General features: G+C 68.8%; 16 protein-coding genes and 1 riboswitch. Of the genes, 6 read left to right on the top strand and 10 right to left on the bottom strand.

Translation table 11 applies throughout. The annotated features are described in order from the left end of the window. Window positions 1–14: 14 nt before the first annotated feature. Window positions 15–1,787 (bottom strand): ABC-F family ATP-binding cassette domain-containing protein, encoded by a 1,773-nt coding sequence (locus tag ACSHT8_RS26825; protein ID WP_436493673.1) that lies wholly within the window; start codon window positions 1,785–1,787, stop codon window positions 15–17. Between the two features lie 235 nt (window positions 1,788–2,022). Then, entirely contained in the window at window positions 2,023–2,646 is a 624-nt protein-coding gene (locus tag ACSHT8_RS26820) for a hypothetical protein (protein ID WP_436493672.1), read from the bottom strand. 43 nt (window positions 2,647–2,689) lie between these two features. On the opposite strand from ACSHT8_RS26820, the gene ACSHT8_RS26815 reads away from it, so the two are divergent. The 3 genes from ACSHT8_RS26815 to ACSHT8_RS26805 all read left to right on the top strand — a co-directional run bounded on the left by ACSHT8_RS26815 (window position 2,690) and on the right by ACSHT8_RS26805 (window position 4,210). Further along, window positions 2,690–2,956, top strand: a complete 267-nt coding sequence (locus ACSHT8_RS26815) for a hypothetical protein (protein WP_436493671.1) — start codon at window positions 2,690–2,692, stop codon at window positions 2,954–2,956. A 407-nt stretch (window positions 2,957–3,363) separates the two neighbouring features. Further along, on the top strand, window positions 3,364–3,888 hold the full coding sequence (locus tag ACSHT8_RS26810) for a hypothetical protein (RefSeq protein WP_436493670.1): 525 nt from the start codon (window positions 3,364–3,366) through the stop codon (window positions 3,886–3,888). 4 nt (window positions 3,889–3,892) lie between these two features. Then, complete coding sequence (locus ACSHT8_RS26805) at window positions 3,893–4,210, top strand: hypothetical protein (RefSeq protein WP_436493669.1); 318 nt, start codon at window positions 3,893–3,895, stop codon at window positions 4,208–4,210. Window positions 4,211–4,306: 96 nt separating this feature from the next. On the opposite strand, the gene ACSHT8_RS26800 is transcribed toward ACSHT8_RS26805, so the two are convergent. The 6 genes from ACSHT8_RS26800 to metG all read right to left on the bottom strand — a co-directional run bounded on the left by ACSHT8_RS26800 (window position 4,307) and on the right by metG (window position 12,206). After that, window positions 4,307–5,299: a 4-(cytidine 5'-diphospho)-2-C-methyl-D-erythritol kinase gene (locus tag ACSHT8_RS26800; RefSeq protein WP_436493668.1), complete on the bottom strand. Its 993-nt coding sequence runs from the start codon at window positions 5,297–5,299 to the stop codon at window positions 4,307–4,309. A 51-nt stretch (window positions 5,300–5,350) separates the two neighbouring features. Next, window positions 5,351–6,355 (bottom strand): methionine ABC transporter ATP-binding protein, encoded by a 1,005-nt coding sequence (locus ACSHT8_RS26795; RefSeq protein ID WP_436493667.1) that lies wholly within the window; start codon window positions 6,353–6,355, stop codon window positions 5,351–5,353. Window positions 6,356–6,543: 188 nt separating this feature from the next. Further along, window positions 6,544–6,634, bottom strand: a riboswitch (SAM riboswitch). Between the two features lie 98 nt (window positions 6,635–6,732). Continuing rightward, on the bottom strand, window positions 6,733–7,575 hold the full coding sequence (gene rsmA, locus ACSHT8_RS26790) for a 16S rRNA (adenine(1518)-N(6)/adenine(1519)-N(6))-dimethyltransferase RsmA (protein ID WP_436493666.1): 843 nt from the start codon (window positions 7,573–7,575) through the stop codon (window positions 6,733–6,735). A gap of 309 nt (window positions 7,576–7,884) precedes the next feature. After that, window positions 7,885–9,351: a transglycosylase family protein gene (locus ACSHT8_RS26785; protein WP_436493665.1), complete on the bottom strand. Its 1,467-nt coding sequence runs from the start codon at window positions 9,349–9,351 to the stop codon at window positions 7,885–7,887. 184 nt (window positions 9,352–9,535) lie between these two features. After that, window positions 9,536–10,393, bottom strand: a complete 858-nt coding sequence (locus tag ACSHT8_RS26780; RefSeq protein ID WP_436493664.1) for a TatD family hydrolase — start codon at window positions 10,391–10,393, stop codon at window positions 9,536–9,538. Window positions 10,394–10,415: 22 nt separating this feature from the next. Next, window positions 10,416–12,206, bottom strand: a complete 1,791-nt coding sequence (gene metG / locus ACSHT8_RS26775) for a methionine--tRNA ligase (RefSeq protein ID WP_436493663.1) — start codon at window positions 12,204–12,206, stop codon at window positions 10,416–10,418. Between the two features lie 48 nt (window positions 12,207–12,254). On the opposite strand from metG, the gene ACSHT8_RS26770 reads away from it, so the two are divergent. Genes ACSHT8_RS26770 through ACSHT8_RS26760 form a run of 3 tightly spaced genes read left to right on the top strand, consistent with a single transcriptional unit; the run spans window position 12,255 to window position 14,619 of the window. Then, the gene (locus ACSHT8_RS26770) at window positions 12,255–12,830 is read left to right on the top strand and encodes a PadR family transcriptional regulator (RefSeq protein WP_436493662.1); all 576 of its coding nucleotides are present in this window, start codon (window positions 12,255–12,257) and stop codon (window positions 12,828–12,830) included. A gap of 48 nt (window positions 12,831–12,878) precedes the next feature. Beyond that, window positions 12,879–13,862 (top strand): ATP-binding cassette domain-containing protein, encoded by a 984-nt coding sequence (locus ACSHT8_RS26765; RefSeq protein ID WP_436493661.1) that lies wholly within the window; start codon window positions 12,879–12,881, stop codon window positions 13,860–13,862. Next, the gene (locus tag ACSHT8_RS26760) at window positions 13,852–14,619 is read left to right on the top strand and encodes an ABC transporter permease (protein WP_436493660.1); all 768 of its coding nucleotides are present in this window, start codon (window positions 13,852–13,854) and stop codon (window positions 14,617–14,619) included. Before ACSHT8_RS26765 ends, ACSHT8_RS26760 begins: the two co-directional genes overlap by 11 nt. On the opposite strand, the gene rsmI is transcribed toward ACSHT8_RS26760, so the two are convergent. After that, a complete protein-coding gene (gene rsmI, locus ACSHT8_RS26755) occupies window positions 14,616–15,443 on the bottom strand; it encodes a 16S rRNA (cytidine(1402)-2'-O)-methyltransferase (RefSeq protein WP_436493659.1) in 828 nt (275 codons plus the stop codon). The two genes, ACSHT8_RS26760 and rsmI, sit on opposite strands and share 4 nt — an antisense overlap. Continuing rightward, a complete protein-coding gene (locus tag ACSHT8_RS26750; protein WP_436493658.1) occupies window positions 15,440–15,925 on the bottom strand; it encodes a hypothetical protein in 486 nt (161 codons plus the stop codon). Before ACSHT8_RS26750 ends, rsmI begins: the two co-directional genes overlap by 4 nt. Window positions 15,926–15,928: the final 3 nt, after the last annotated feature.

Raw genomic sequence — 15,928 nt, 5'->3', positions numbered from 1 at the left:
GAGCCTAGTTGCTCCTACTCAGCCAGATCGGCGACTTCCATCCATCGTGATTCGACCTCATCTTTGTCCGCGACGACCTTGCGCAGCTCCGCGTCGAGTTCCAGGAGCTTCGTCGCGTCGGTCGCGGCCTCGGCCAGCGCCGCGTGCAGCTTGGTCTCCTTGTCGCTGAGCTGGGTCATCTGGCGTTCCAGCTTCGCCAGCTCCTTCTGCGCGGCTCGGCGCTCGGCGGCGCTGACGGACTTCGCGGTCGGCTCACTGGCCTTCCTGACCACGGGCTCGGCGGCGATGGCGGCGAGCCTGCGCTCCAGGTACTCCTCGATGCCGCCGATCAGCGGGGTCACCTTGCCATCGCCGAACAGCGCGACGACCGAGTCGCACACGCGCTCGACCAGGTACCGGTCGTGGGAGACCACGACGATGGTGCCCGGCCACGAGTCGAGCAGGTCCTCCAACTGCTGGAGGGTGTCGATGTCCAGGTCGTTCGTCGGCTCGTCGAGCAGCAGCACGTTCGGCTCGGCCATCAGCAGCCGCGCCAGCTGCAGTCGGCGCCGCTCGCCGCCGGACAGGTCGCTGATCGGGGTCCACTGCTTGTTGGCGGGGAACCCGAACCGCTCGGCCAACTGCGACGCCGACAGCTCCAGCTTGCCCAGCGTCACCCGGCGCGCGACCTCCTCGACGGCTTCCAGCACCCGCTGCTGCGGGGGCAGCTCGCGCAGCTCCTGGGTCAGGTGGGCGATGCGGACCGTCTGGCCCTGGATGCGCTTGCCGGTGGTCGGCTCGGTGTCGCCCGCCAGCAGCTTGAGCAGCGTCGTCTTGCCGGAGCCGTTGACGCCGACCAAGCCGACCCGGTCGCCCGGGCCGATGCGGTAGGTCTCGTGGTCGAGGATCGGCTTGGGACCCGCCGAGATCGACACGTCCTCCAGTTCCAATACGGTGCGCCCGAGCCTGCGCTTGGCGAAGGCCAGCAACTCGACCCCGTCACGCGGCGGCGGGACATCGGAGATCAGCGCCTCGGCTGCCTCGATGCGGTATTTCGGCTTCGACGTGCGGGCCGGAGCACCGCGGCGAAGCCAGGCCAGTTCCTTCTTGGCCAGGTTGCGCCGCTTCTCCTCCAGCGTGTCGGCCAGACGCCCCCGCTCGGCGCGCGCGTAGATCCAGTCGGCGTAGCCGCCGTCGTACTGCTCGACCTGGCCGTTGACGACCTCCCACGTGCGGGTGCAGACGGTGTCGAGGAACCACCGGTCGTGTGTGACGACGACGAGGGCTGTTCCCCGGGTCAGCAGGTGGTCGGCCAGCCAGCGCACACCTTCGACGTCGAGGTGGTTGGTGGGCTCGTCGAGGACGATCAGGTCGAGCTCCTGCACCAGGGCCGCGGCCAGCGCGACACGGCGGCGCTCGCCACCGGACATCGTGTCGACCGGGCTGTCGAGGCCGAGGGTGGTGATCTCCAGGCCCTCCAAAATGGAACGAGCCCGGCTGTCGGCCGCCCACTGGTGCTCCTCGGTGATGCCGAGCGGCTCCAAGACGGCGTGCCGGACCGTGGAGTCCTTGGCGAGCTCGGTGCGCTGCGTGACCACGGCCATCCGCAGGTCACGGACCCGGCTGACCCGCCCGTCGTCGGCAGGCTCGAGCCCGGCGAGCACTTCGAGCAGCGTCGTCTTACCGCCGCCGTTGAGCCCGACGACTCCGATCCGGTCACCCCGGGCGACACCGAGGGAGACCGAGTCGAGCAGCGGCCGGACGCCGAAGCTCTTGCTGACGTTTTCCAGGTTGACCAGGTTGGCCATTACCAACACTTTCGCCGATGACGTGGGACGGATATGGGATAGTGACCCCGAGACCAAAGATCAAGAAGACGCCGTACCCCGCCGTATCTCGGCCATTATCGCAACCATCCACCCGACGCTCGTCACCGCCGACCGCAAGCGTTCGCTTCTCGTCCGAGGATCGACGCCTCACTGCCTAGCGCGTAGGTCCGGCCGCGCCCCAGCCCGGTTCGCCTGGACGCGGCCGGACCGCTTGTCACGGGCTGACGATCGGGCAGCCTCTAGCCTGCTTGCCGTCGGCGAGACGAAGGTTGTCCGTGGCCTTGGTTGGGGTGACGGAGACGAATAGACACTCGCCGCCCCAGTGCGGTTCGTCTGGGCCGAACCGGTTGCCCGTGAGGACGAGACCGCTGTGGTCTCCGGTTCCGACACGAAGGGTGTATCCGGCGACCCCGTCCAGGTGGTTGCCGGTGAGGACCACGTTGGTGTTGCCGCCGTTGGCGTTCTCGAAGAACAGCGCGGCGTTCAGCGACTCGTGCCAGTCCGGGCCCATGTCGAATGTCGAGTTGCGCACGGTCATGTTGTTCACACCGCGTACCTGCATCCCGTCGGTGTGGCAGCCACCGCACAACGCCGGGTTGTGAGCCCACACGGTGTCGAACAGGACATCGGAGACGCGGAACCCGCGGTCGCCGGTGACGTGGACGAGATCGCGGCCGCCCCAGATATCGGTGTTGCGGACCACGACGCCGCGCACAGAAGCAATGGACAGGCCACTCTGGATCTCACTGAATTCGATCGTGACACGCTCAGCGGGCGCTTCCACGATCAGCCCGTTGAGGAAGCGTGTGTCGCGGATCGTGACGTCGTCACCCGACACACGGACGAAGTCGACGCAGGTCTTACCCGCCAGGCTCGCGCCGTTGGTGGAGATCGCGCCGCAGGTCTGGCCCGGACTGGCGGTGACACGCGGCCCGGTGTTGTCGACGTTCGCCCACCCGCCAGCCGGTGGAGCTGGTGTCGACGTGGTCGGCGCAGCGGTTGTTGTGGACGCCGTGGTCGTCGGGGGGACCGTAGTCGTAGTGACTGTGGGAGAAGCCGTTGTGGTCGTGCCGGTTGGGCCAGACGAACACGGCCAGATGGTGACCGGGACCACCGTGGTGGCCGTCGGAGGAGCCACGTTCGCGTAGGTGTAGTCAACACACGTGGAGCCATTGGACACCCGTCCGCCACCCGACACCGGGGTACACCCGGCAACGACGGAAAGCGACGTGAGTAGGACGAGGAGTAAGCGGGGGTTGCGCATGCGGTCCTTTCATGGCGAGCCCCCCGAGGTGGAACAGGAACATCAGGCACGACAGCAGTGACCTAACGTCTTCAAGGGTGCGTCCGATGCCCGCGAGGTGCGTCGAGGTAGACCCCAGACACTCACCCATAGAACTCACTACGCTCACCGCTGATTTGTTGGTTCTGCTCCCTCCGAATTGAACGCTGGTCCCAATCCCGGAGCGACCGACCGAGCACGCTCTGTGCAAGTGGTTTGACCAGGTAACACAACGCCTATATTTACGACTTAACCCCACGACCGGGAGGTGAAATGTCGCTTGCTCGCCCCGGCATCCGGATCTTCGCCGTCATCGCGGCACTGGTCCTGAGTGTCACCGCTTGTTCCAAAGAACAGAGCGGGACCGATGCCACCCAGGCCGCCGACATCGGCAGGCAGATCGTCATCCGCTCCGCGGGCAGCCCCACGCTCGCCACCCTCTGGCTCGACAGTGTCAAACCTGTCGAGTGCACAGAACCCGGCAGCCTCAAGCCGAACAACGGGCACTACCTGGCCGCGACGATCGTGCTGCAGACGACGCAGGACTACCAGCCGAACCAGGGCTGGTGGATGTCGGCGACCGACTTCGCGACGAAGGACGGGGAGGGCAAGGTCACTGGGCGTGGCATCTTCACGTCCTGCCTGCCGACGCACCGGTATCTGCCGGACGACTTCTATCTCGCTGACGCTGGGTACTACGGGGTCGTGTTGATCGACTCCAGCAGTGAGCACGGGACCCTCGAATACCGGCCGCACAACATGCCTGACGATGTGCCGGGCTGGCACTGGGAGTATTAGGTCGGTGACGCTGACCAAGAAGGGTGCCCGTCGCATCGTGGTTGACGATGTGGCCTTCCGGTGGTCGGTGCGCCGCAAGCCGACTTATTGCCAAGCCAACGGCTGGTCGCCGTTGACATTCGTGGCCGAGCACGCCGATCACGGCGGTGCGGTGCTAGTCGTATCCCTGCCGTGCGCACATCCCGGCAACTGGCTAGGGCTGCCGAGCGGTGCGGTGCGGCCTGCTGAGGTAGCCGCAGCGATCCGCCTTGCGGTGGCACAGGGCTGGAAGCCGGGCACACCAGGCCCTGCGTTCAATCTGGAGTCAATCGCACAAACGTAAGTGCGGCGCCAATCTGCTATCGGTGCCGGAGCAGTCCGGTAGTGATCTACCTGGTTGATTGATCTCGTTTGGTAGGCCTGGCGAGGTGACGCACACCTAGGCATGTACATGGGGAGGCGTCGGTCGTGGTGTTTCCTCGCCGCCGATGACGCGGGCGCCGGGGACTGGGCCGTGGGCTACGCGGACTGTGCGGCATACCCCCGCTCCAGCCAGCTCCGCCGCCACGCGCAGGGCTGAATCCGCGTCGGCGCAAAGGAAAGCGCAAGTTGGGCCGGAGCCCGAGACGGTTCCGGCCAGTGCGCCCGCGCTCACGCCCGCACGCAACGTCCGGCGGAGGCCGGGGCGCAGCGACACCGAAGCGGCCTGCAAGTCGTTCCCCAGCAGCAAAGCCAGTTGGCGCGGGTCACCTGTGGCGAGAGCTTCCAGGACCGGCTCCACCGCCCCGATTCGCGGCGGGTCGCCCTCCTCGCGCAAGCGGTCCAGCTCGGCGAAGACCTTCGGGGTCGACAAGCCGCGGCGGTCGAACGCCAGCACCCAGTGGTACGTGTGCCGCGACAACACCGGGACCAACTGCTCCCCGCGGCCAGTCCCCAGAGCCGTCCCGCCATACAGCGTGAACGGGACATCGCTGCCCAGCCGGGCCGAGATCGTCGCCAGTTCGTCCCGAGTGATCTCCAAGCGCCACAACGCCGCCAGGCCGACCAAGGTCGCCGCCGCGTCCGCGCTGCCGCCCGCCATGCCGCCCGAAACGGGGATGCCCTTGCGGATTACCACGCGGATCTTCGGCTCGTCCGGGTCGCGGCCGACGTGCCTGGCCAGCTCCTGGACCGCGCGCCACGCCAGGTTCGACGCGCCCGTCGGGACGGCGTCGGCGCCCTCGCCGTGGACCTCGACGCCCGGTTCGTCGGCGATGGCGACGGTGACCTCGTCGGTCAGCGACAGGGCTTGGAAGATCGTGGCCAGTTCGTGGTAGCCGTCTTTGCGGACATCGCCAACCGCAAGGTGGAGGTTCACCTTGGAAGGCACACGGACCGTGACCGGTGGGGGAACGACGGCGAGCACGCGTCCAAGCCTACGGTGAGCCGTCATCGGTGATTGCCCGCGGTAGGGGCCGGTGGTCCCGGCCCCCACCCGCGAGGGTCAGGCGGCCTGGAGCCGAGGGGTCTCGACGCCGGTCTGGCGGACCAGGCCGCCGCGCTCGGCGATCCAGCCAAGGGCGGCGTCGGCGCGGGGGCCGTCCACGCCGACCAGGAAGCGGGCGACGGGGGTCTCGCCGATGCGGGTAAGGCCACCGCCGACGACGGAGATCGGAGTGCCGAAGCGGGACGTGGCCTCCGGCAGCAGGGCGCCGACGGTCGCGTAGCCGACGAGGATGACCTCGGCCTGCCGGTCGTGCCGCGGTCCGACGGGAACCTCGATCTCCGGCAGCAGCGTCTGCGCGATGCGGCTGGCCGGGTCCTGGATGAGCGCGAGCAGCTGGCCGCTCTCCTGCACCTTGCCCGCCTCCAGCAGCGCGACGTCGTCGGCGATGCGGCGGACAACGGCGGTGTCGCTGGTGGCGATCAGCACGGTCGAGCCCAGCTCGGCGCGGGCGCGGTCGAGGACGGCGAGCACCCCGGCGGTGGCGTCGGCGTCGAGGTCCTTGGTCGGGTCGTCGGCCAGCAGCAGGCCGGGGTCGCCGACGAGGGCCTTGGCCACAGACACGCGGGCGCGCTGGCCGTCGGTGAGGGCGTCGGGGTAGGCGGCGGCCTTGTCGGTGAGGCCGATCAGGTCGAGCAGCTTGCCGACCCGCTCGCGGCGCTGCGGGCCGTCGAGGCCCGCCTGCTCCAGCGGGATCGCGATGTTGCCCGCCGCGGTGCGCTGCGGCAGCAGGTCGCCGTGCTGGATGACGCCGATGCGGCGGCGGGCGGCGCGCAGCCTGCGCGGGTCCAGGGCTGCGGTGTTGTAGCCCTCGACGCGGATGACGCCGCTGTCCGGGCGATCCTGGAGGGAGATGAGGCGGGCGAGGGTGGACTTGCCGGAACCGGCGGGGCCGACCACGCCGGTGATGGTGCCCGCGGGCACCTCCAGGGTGACGTTCTCGAGCGCGACGACCGGACCGGTGTCGCCCCAGAAGGACTTGGTGAGGTTCTCGACCGTGATCATGATGTTTGACTCCAACGCGGCGTGACGGCAGCCCTCCGGCAGGTCCGTCGCGGACCTTGCTGGGGCTGGATGCAGGAAGAGGGGAACTACGCGCAGATCAACTGGATACGCGCATTCGGCGACACGCCATCGCCGTTCGCCTGCAGTGGTCTATGACCCGCCTGCTCGTCAGAATGCCCATCGGTGTTCCTCCATCGCTCCTGGCGGTAGCACCTGCCCAATGGTGGGTGGTTGCTGCGGCGTCTTCGAGCCAGATCTCTCGGCCGCTCGGGATGGATGCATAACGAGTAGACCCGATGGGGTGGCCTGTGCGCAAGCCGCCAACCGCAGGTAGATGGCCTGCGTTCCCAACGTCACACTCTCGGAGTGCTCACGAATCAGCGCTGTTGGGCTATCCGGACGAACGCATCGACGGTGAGCTGCTCACCGCGCAGGCCGGGATCGACTCCGGCCTTGATCAGGATCTGCTCCGCCTGAGCCGCTGATCCGGCCCATCCCGCCAGCGCCGCCCGCAGCGTCTTGCGGCGCTGGGCGAAGGCGGCGTCGACGACGGCGAACACCTCGGCGCGGTTCGCGTCGGGGCTGTCGCGGCGGGTCATGAGGACGAGCGCGGAGTCGACGTTGGGGACCGGCCAGAAGACCGCGCGCGGCACGGTCGCGACCCGCTTCGCCTCGGAGTACCAGGCGACCTTGACGCTGGGCACGCCGTAGACCTTGGAGCCGGGTCCGGCGGCCATCCGGTCGGCTACCTCGGCCTGGACCATGACGAGCACGGTCCGAAGGCTCGGCAGCTCGGCCAGCAGGTGCAGCACGACCGGCACGGCCACGTTGTAGGGCAGGTTCGCCACGAGCGCGGTCGGCGCGGCGGCGAGCTGGTCGGCCTTGACCCGCATGGCGTCGGCTTCCAACACGTGCAGGCGGCTCGCCAGCTCCGGCGCACGCTCCTGGACCGTCGTGGGAAGCCGCGCGGCCAGCACCGGGTCGATCTCGACGGCCAGGAGCTGCTTGCAGGCCGGGAGCAGGGCCAGGGTCAGCGAGCCGAGGCCGGGGCCGACCTCCAGGACGATGTCGTCCTCGGCCAGGTGCGCCGCGGTGACGATCCGGCGGACCGTGTTGGGGTCGTGCACGAAGTTCTGGCCGAGCTTCTTGGTCGGGCGGACGTCGAGGTCGCCTGCGAGCTTGCGGACGTCAGCAGGGCCGAGCAGAGCAGGACCGGTCACCCACAGAGAGTACGGCCTCGGGGTCGGCCCTAAGGGCTGGCCTACTCCTCAGGTATGACGCCGCGCGTTCAGGACGCGACCTGGGACCGACGTCGGCGCAGGTGGGAGCGGGGCACGCTGGGTGGTGGGGAGAGGAGAAGCAGATGCGTCAGGTACTGGCCGCGGTGGTAGCCGCGGCGCTGATGATCGGGGGCGGAGCGGCGATCTTGATCGTCGGGAAGGACGACGCGCGATTCGCGCCCGCCGCCGCGACCAGATAAACGCGAAGCGGCCACCCCGAGGACGGGGTGGCCGCTCTGATCACACGAATCAGGTGGGCAGGCCGAGCTTGCGGGCGCAGCCGGGCCAGGCGCTGTAGCCGCCGCGGGCGTCGCGGACCTTGGTCGCGATGGCGATCTGCTGCTCGCGGGTGGCCTGGTGCGGGTACGCGGCGTACTGGCCGCCGCCGTTGGAGTCCCAGGTGCTCTTGTTGAACTGGAGGCCGCCGTAGTAGCCGTTGCCGGTGTTGATGGCCCAGTTGCCGGTGGCCTCGCAGTACGCGAGCCGGTCCCAGACCTCGCCGTCGGAGATCACGGGCACCGGGGGCTTCTTGGTGCCGATCTTCACGATCTTCGGCTTGGGCTCCAGGGTCACCTTCGCGCCGATTTCCTCGCGCTTGACCTCTTTGCCGTTCTTCTGGGTGATCCGGTAGGTCGCGATGCGCTCGCCGGGGGCGCCGGGGTCGAGGACGACCTCCTTGCCCTTGTCCATCTCCGGGTCTTCGACCTTCTGCACCGGGGGCGCGACCGGCTCGGTCTGGTTGACGACCGTGACGCCGGTGCGGGAGATGCGGACCTCGGCACCGTTGGTGATCTTGAGGTCGCCGCCGGGGGTGATCGAGTCCTGCGGACCGATGGTGAGCTTGAGCTGGTCGAGCAGTTCCTGCACCGTCACCGCGTTGGTGGTGATCGGGGCGGGGGCGTTGCCGCCGTCGAAAAGGGTGATCTGCTTGGCGGTCTTGATCTCGACCGACAGACCTTCCAGCGGGACATTCGCGTCGCCGCCCATCGACATCCACGCGCCCTGGACGGGAGCGTTGGCCTGTCTCAACGCCTCGCCGAGGTTCGTCGCGCGGACCCACGCGTCGCGCTTCTCGCCGTCGACGGTCATGTGCAGTTCGCGGCCGCGCTGCAGGACGATGTGGCCGTCGTCGCCGATCTCGGCGGCCGGGGAGGGGCTCACGGCGTCGTGCGCGCCGACGGTGATGCCCTCTTCCTCCAGGACCTCGCCGACGGTGTCGGCGTAGGTGTTGACCCGGTGGGCCTGGCCGTCGATGTCGACGGTCACGGAGTTGTTCATCGCGATCGCCGCGGCGCCGCCGCCGATGAGGCTGACGAGCACGGCGGCGATGGTGGCCTTGAGGAACGAGGACTTCCAGCGGCGGACCGCGGCGACGAGACCCGGCGCGGGCTCGTCGGTGCCGACCTTGAGCGGCTGCGGGGCGGACGAGATCTCGTCCGGGATGACCGGCAGGACCGTGGTCTCGGCGTTGATGAGCCTGATCAGCTCGTCTACGTCGACGCCCGCGTGTTCCATGATCTCGTCGGCCTGCGGGCCGAGAGCGTGGCGGACGTCTTGGTCGGTGATGCTCAGAGACGACGAGTACCCGGAGTCGTAGTCGTATGCCGGGAACTCCGACCGCCACGCCTTGAAGTCGTCATCAAGGGTCGCGGCGCCGACGTTGACGGGCGTGAACCAGTCGGTGTCGGCGAAGCCGTCTGCCTGTTTACCACTCACGAGAGCTGTTCCTCCAGGAGGCGGGAGCCATGTTCCCCACGCTTCGAGGCTCCGGGTAGCCGAGGCGGGTGCGCCTCGACTCGATCGGTCACGGGACAGTAACGAGAGCGGGAGGGTTGCGCAAACACATCCGGCGATGTCGTGAACCCTGTCACACCACCGGTGGAGTAATTCACTCCCCCGTTCATACCAACCCCTCACGGGGTGGAAGGTCTGACGTCACAGGGGGCAACGAAAACACGCGTTCCGCGGTCCGCGACACGGAGTTTGCGAGGTCCGCCACATCGACGCCGCGCAGGGCCGCGAGATCCCGCACGGTGTAGGCGACCGCGTACGACTCGTTCGGCCGCCCACGAAACGGGTGCGGGGTAAGGAAAGGCGCGTCGGTCTCGACGAGCAACTGGTCAGCGGGCACGAAAGCGGCTGCTTCCCGCAGGTCTTTCGCGTTGCGGAACGTCACCGGACCGGCGAAGGAGAGCACGTAGCCGCGGTCGACGCAGCGGCGGGCGAAGTCGAGATCACCCGAAAAACAGTGAAAGACCACCGTTTCAGGTGATCCTTCTTCAGTCAGTACCCGCAGGATGTCCTCGTGCGCGTCTCGGTCGTGGATCATCAGCGGCTTGCCGACGCGCTTGGCGAGGTCGATGTGCCACCGGAACGCCGCGTCCTGCGCCTCGGGCGTCGAGTAGTCCCAGTAGTAGTCGAGGCCGGTCTCACCGACCGCGACGACGCGGGGCCGCCGGGCGAGGTCCTCCAGCACCGCCTTCTCCGCGTCGCCGAAGCTGGTGGTCCTGGTGGGGTGGACGGCGACGGCGGCGAAGAGTCGATCGTCCCAAGTGGACGCCTCGGCGGCCCACACCGCGGAGTCGAGGTCGTCGGCGACGGTGATCACGCGGGTCACACCCACCGACGACGCGCGGTCGAGGATCTCGGCGACGGCCGCGGAATCCTTGGCACCACAGGCATCGAGGTGGGTGTGGGCGTCGACCACCGCTGCCGGAAGGGGTTCCGGCAGCGGTGGCTTCTCACCTTTGCCCGCCATCAGAAGAGCGTCACTTGCTGTGTCATTTACTGATCGGTGCCCACTCCGGACCCGTCTCGCCGAGTTCCGGGTCGAGCTTGGGGAACAGCGGCGTCGGCTTCTCCAGCGGCCTGCCGACCTCGATGTCCACCGACTCCCACTTCGCCTGGTCACCGGCGTAGTCACCGGTCAGCACCGGGTACTGGCGGCTCGGGTCGTCGAGGTCGCTGACCTCGCGCAACTCAGGCTGCGACGCCCAGACGCCCTTGCCGCCCAGCGCCTCGTGCACCTTCTGCGCCGAGTGCGGCAGGAACGGCGTGAGCAGCGTGTTCGCGTCGGACACGACCTGCAGCGCGGTGTGCAGGATGGTGTCGCGGCGCGCCGGGTCGTCCTTGCGCTTCCAGGGTTCCTCGTCGGACAGGTACTTGTTCGCCGCGCCGACCACCCGCATCGCCTCGGTCGCGGCGGCCTTGAACCGCGAGCGGCGCAGGTTGTCGCCGACGGTGTCGAATGCCTTGCGCACCAGCGCCTTCAGCTCGGCGTCGGCCGCGGTCGGCGCGGTCGGTGCCGGGATGGCCCCGACGTTCTTGTGCGCCATCGAGATCGACCGGTTGACCAGGTTGCCCCACTCGTTGGCCAGCTCGAAGTTGGTGCGGCGGACGAACTCGTCCCAGGTGAAGTCGGTGTCCTGGTTCTCCGGCCCCGCCACCGAGATGAAGTAGCGCAGCGTGTCGGGGCCGAACTCCTTGAGGAAGTCCCGCACATAGATGACGGTGCCGCGCGAGGTGGAGAACTTGGAGCCGCTCATGGTCAGGAACTCGCTGGAGACGACCTCGGTCGGCAGGTTGAGCTTGCCGAACGCGCCCTCTGTCCCGCCCTTGTCGCCCGCGCCGTTCTGGCCGAGCAGCAGCGAGGGCCAGATCAGCGAGTGGAAGACGATGTTGTCCTTGCCCATGAAGTAGTAGCCCTGGGCCGGGTCGGTCCAGAACTCCTTCCACGCGTCGGCGTCGCCGGTGCGGCGGGCCCACTCGACGCTGGCCGACAAGTAGCCGATCACCGCGTCGAACCACACGTAGAACTTCTTCATCGGCGCGTCGCGCCACCCGTCGAGCGGGACGGGGACGCCCCAGTCGATGTCGCGGGTGATCGCGCGGGGGCGCATGTCCTTGAGCAGGTTCTCGCTGAACTTGAGCACGTTGGGGCGCCACTCGGTCCGAGTGGACAGCCACGAACCCAGTGCCTCGGAGAACGACGGCAGGTCGAGGAACAGGTGCTCGGTCTCGACGAACTTCGGCGTCTCGCCGTTGATCTTCGAGCGCGGGTTCTTCAGGTCGATCGGGTCGAGCTGGTTGCCGCAGTTGTCGCACTGGTCGCCGCGGGCGCCGTCGTACCCGCAGATGGGGCAGGTGCCCTCGATGTAGCGGTCGGGCAGGGTGCGGCCGGTCGACGGGCTGATCGCGCCCATCTGGGTCTTGGCCTGCACGTAGCCGTTGCGCCAGAGCGCGAGGAACAGCTCCTGGACGACCTTGTAGTGGTTGCCGGTGGTGGTGCGGGTGAACAGGTCGTAGGACAGGCCGAGACCCTGGAGGTCCTCGGCGATGACCCGGTTGTACTTGTCCGCCAGCTCGCGGGTGGTCAGGTTCTCTTTGTCGGCCTGGACCGAGATCGGGGTCCCGTGCTCGTCGGTCCCGCTGACCATGAGCACCCGGTGACCGGACATTCGCATGTAGCGGGAGAAGACGTCCGAAGGGACACCGAATCCGGAGACGTGACCGATATGGCGGGGGCCGTTGGCGTAAGGCCAGGCCACCGCGGTCAACACGGGGGCGCTCATGACGGCTTAGCCTACGGAGGTCGGTTTGAGCGGGTGCACGGAGGACACATGTCGGCCACACGGATGCTCGTCCTAGGGGTGATCCAGCTGGCTGGCGGTGCCCACGGGTACCAGGTCCGGACCGAGTTGGTGAGCTGGCGGGCCGAGGAGTGGGCCCGGATCAAGCCGGGTTCGATCTACCACGCGATCAGGAAGGCCGCGGCCGACAAGCTGATCGACGAGCCGCACGCCGAGCCGGGCGCGGCGGGCCCGGAGCGCACGGTCTACCGGATCACCGAGGCGGGGACGGTCGAGCTGCGCAGGCTGGTCCGCGAGGGCCTGCGGCACACCCGCGACCCGTGGATGCTCAACGCCGCGATCGCGATGCTGCCGGTGTTGAGCCAGGACGAGGCCGCGGCCATGGTCCGCGAGCGGATCCTGCGGCTGGAGGCGGACCTGGTGGGCCTCCAGCAATGGCGCGCGGCGCCGGACCCGGACACCCCGCCGCACGTCGTCGAGCAGGCCAACCTGTGGCTGGGGCAGGTGGCCGCCGAACTGGCCTGGGCGACCGAGCTGCTCGGGAAGATCGAGTCCGGGACCTACAAGCTTGGCGAGTATTCAAGTTTGACTAGCTTCTGCGACTGAGGCATCCTTCGTTCGATCGAGTAATCAAACTTGACTAGTGGGGGCACCATGATCGAGGCAAGAGGCCTCGCCCGGACCTTCCGGACGCGGGGCCGAACCGTGGAAGCCGTGCGGGGGGTGGACCTCGACGTCGCGGCCGGGGAACTGGTGGGATTCCTCGGCCCGAACGGCGCCGGGAAGACGACGACCCTGCGCATGCTGACGACACTGCTCAAGCCGACCGCGGGCACCGCGACCGTCGCGGGCAGCGACCTGACCAGCGACCCAGTGGGTGTGCGCCGCAAGATCGGCTACGTCGCCCAGGCGACCGGCGGCACGCCGGAGTCGAAGGTCATCGAGGAGCTGGAACTGCAGGGCAGGCTCTACGGGCTGTCCAAGGCCGACGCGCGCGCCCGGTCGGCCGTGCTCGCCGAGCGGCTCGACCTCGCCGGGCTCGACCAGCGGCTGGTCAAAACGCTGTCCGGCGGCCAGCGGCGGCGGCTGGACGTGGCGCTGGGCCTGGTGCACGACCCGAAGCTCGTCTTCCTCGACGAGCCGACGGCCGCGCTCGACCCGCAGAGCCGCGCCAACCTGTGGACCCACATCCGGTCCCTGCGCGCCGACCACGGCACGACGGTCTTCCTCACCACGCACTACCTCGACGAGGCGGACGCGCTGTGCGACCGCATCCTGGTGATCGACAACGGCTCGATCGTCGCCGAGGGCAGCCCGGCCGCGCTGAAGGCCAAGGTGTCCGGCGACCTGGTCACCGTCGGCGTCGACGCGGTGGAGGTCGCCAAGACCACGGCCATCGCCGAGCGCATCTCCGGTGCCACCGAGGTGCGCGGCGGCGACGCGTCAGTCGAGTTCCGCGTGCCGCGCGGCGACCTCGCCCTGCCCGAGCTGCTGCGCGCGCTCGACGCCGCGGGCATCGCCACCACGTCGCTGCAGGTGCTCCAGCCGACGCTGGACGACGTCTTCCTCACCCTGACCGGCCGCAGCCTGCGCGACGCGGAGCTTGGCGACGAGAAGGAGCCCACCGATGCCGCGTGACATCTGGCTGATCTTCCGCCGCGACATGGTCCTCGCGCTGCGCAACCCGGCGTGGATCATGATCGGGCTGATGCAGCCCGTGCTGTACCTCTTCTTCTTCGGTCCGCTGCTGGAGTCGATCACCGAGAACACGCCCGGGTTCCCGCCCGGCACGGCGTGGCAGATCCTGACGCCCGCGCTGATCATCCAGATCGCCCTGTTCGGCAGCTCGTTCGTCGGCTTCGCGCTGCTGGCGGAGCTGCGCACGGGCGTGGTCGAGCGGCTGCGGGTGACGCCGGTCAGCCGGATGGCGCTGCTGATGGGCCGGGTCCTGCGGGACGCGCTGCAGACGGTGGTCCAGGCGATCCTGATCATCATCCTGGCGTACCTGGTGTTCGACCTGAAGGCGTCCTTCGGCGCGATCCTGCTGACGCTGCTGATCGTCGGACTGATGTCGGTGACCTTGTCGTCCTGCTCCTACGCGCTGGCGCTGCGGATCAAGGACGAGAACGCGTTCCCGGCGATCCTGAACACGGTGCTCATGCCGATCCTGCTGCTGTCGGGCATCTTCATCCCGATCACCCAGGGCCTGGCGCCGGACTGGCTCTACAACGTGTCGCGGTGGAACCCGTTCACCCACGTCGTGGACGCCGAACGCGCGTCGTTCCGCGGCGACTTCACCACCGACGCACTGCTCACGGGCTCGCTGGTGCTGTTCGGGATGACCGTGCTCGGCGTGTTCTGGGGCGTGCGCACGTTCCAGCGCGAGAACGCCTAGTTGCTCACCACGGCGTCGTAGAGCGCCTTCTTGCTAACCCCGGCCTGGGCGGCGACCTCCGCGGCCGCCGCCTTGAGCCGCTCCCCCGCCGCGACCCTGGCCTGGACGCGCTCGACCAGCGTGTCCAGGTCGGGGGCGGCGGCCGGTTCGGCGCCTTCGAGGACCACGGTGATCTCGCCGCGCACGCCCTCCTCCGCCCAGGCGGCCAGCTCAGCGAGGCCCCCGCGGCGGACTTCCTCGTAGGTCTTGGTGAGTTCCCGGCACACCGCGGCCCGCCGGGTCGGGCCGAGCACCTCGGCGGCGTCGGCGAGCAGACTCGCGATCCGGTGCGGCGACTCGAAGAAGACGGCGGTGCGGGGCTCCCCGGCGAGGGCGGTGAGCCATTTGCGGCGTTCGCCCGGTTTGCGGGGGGCGAAACCCTCGAAGCAGAAGCGGTCGCAGGGCAGGCCGGAGAGGGCCAGCGCGGTGGTGACGGCGGAGGGGCCGGGCAGGCAGGTGATGGCCAGATCGGCCTCGACACAGGCCGCGACCAGCCGATATCCCGGATCGGAGACGCTGGGCATACCGGCGTCGGTGACCAGCAGGACGGTCTGCCCCTGCTCGATGGCCTCCACCAGCCCCGCGATCCGACTGGTCTCCACGGCGTCGTAGAAGCTGACGATCCGCCCGGTCGGCGTCACCCCGAGGGCGCTGATCAGGTTGCGCGTCCGCCTGGTGTCCTCGGCGGCGATGACCTCGGCGGCCCCAAAGGCCTCGACAAGCCGGGGCGAGGCGTCCCGTGCGTCGCCCAGGGGCGTGGCCGCAAGGACCAGTCGACCGGTCACGACGAGTACTGCCGAACCATGTCGCCGACCGGGCTGTTCTGCCAGTCGACCAGGTAGTTGCCGATGACGATCTTCCGGTCGGCGCCTTCCTTGCGCAGGCGGCGCTCGACCATCGGCGGAATCTTGCGGGTTGAGCCGGGGCGGATGAAGCTCTGCCGGAACGTCAGGCACTCCTTGCCGTTCTCGACCGTGACCCCGGCGAAGTCGACCCACCGGAATCCGATGACCACCGCGTCCCGCGCGACCTCGATCGCGTCCGGGACAAGCGAGAGGACGTTGCGGCGCACCTGGAGGATCAGGAGTATCGCGAGCGCGGGGCCGAAGATGAGACCGCGAGTCAGCGGCCCCTCGTGACTGATCCCGCGATTGAACAGAAAGTCGATCAGGTAACTCACCGCGACGACGCCGACCAGGGCGGCGAGGGCGGTCGGTAGGAGGCGCGGAAGCGCGGCTGCCCAGCGGATCCGGTAGCTGATAGGCACGAC

Origin of the sequence: Actinokineospora sp. HUAS TT18, from assembly GCF_051364635.1 — a bacterium.
GTDB lineage: Bacteria > Actinomycetota > Actinomycetes > Mycobacteriales > Pseudonocardiaceae > Actinokineospora.
This window is presented reverse-complemented; position numbering and strand designations above follow the sequence as displayed.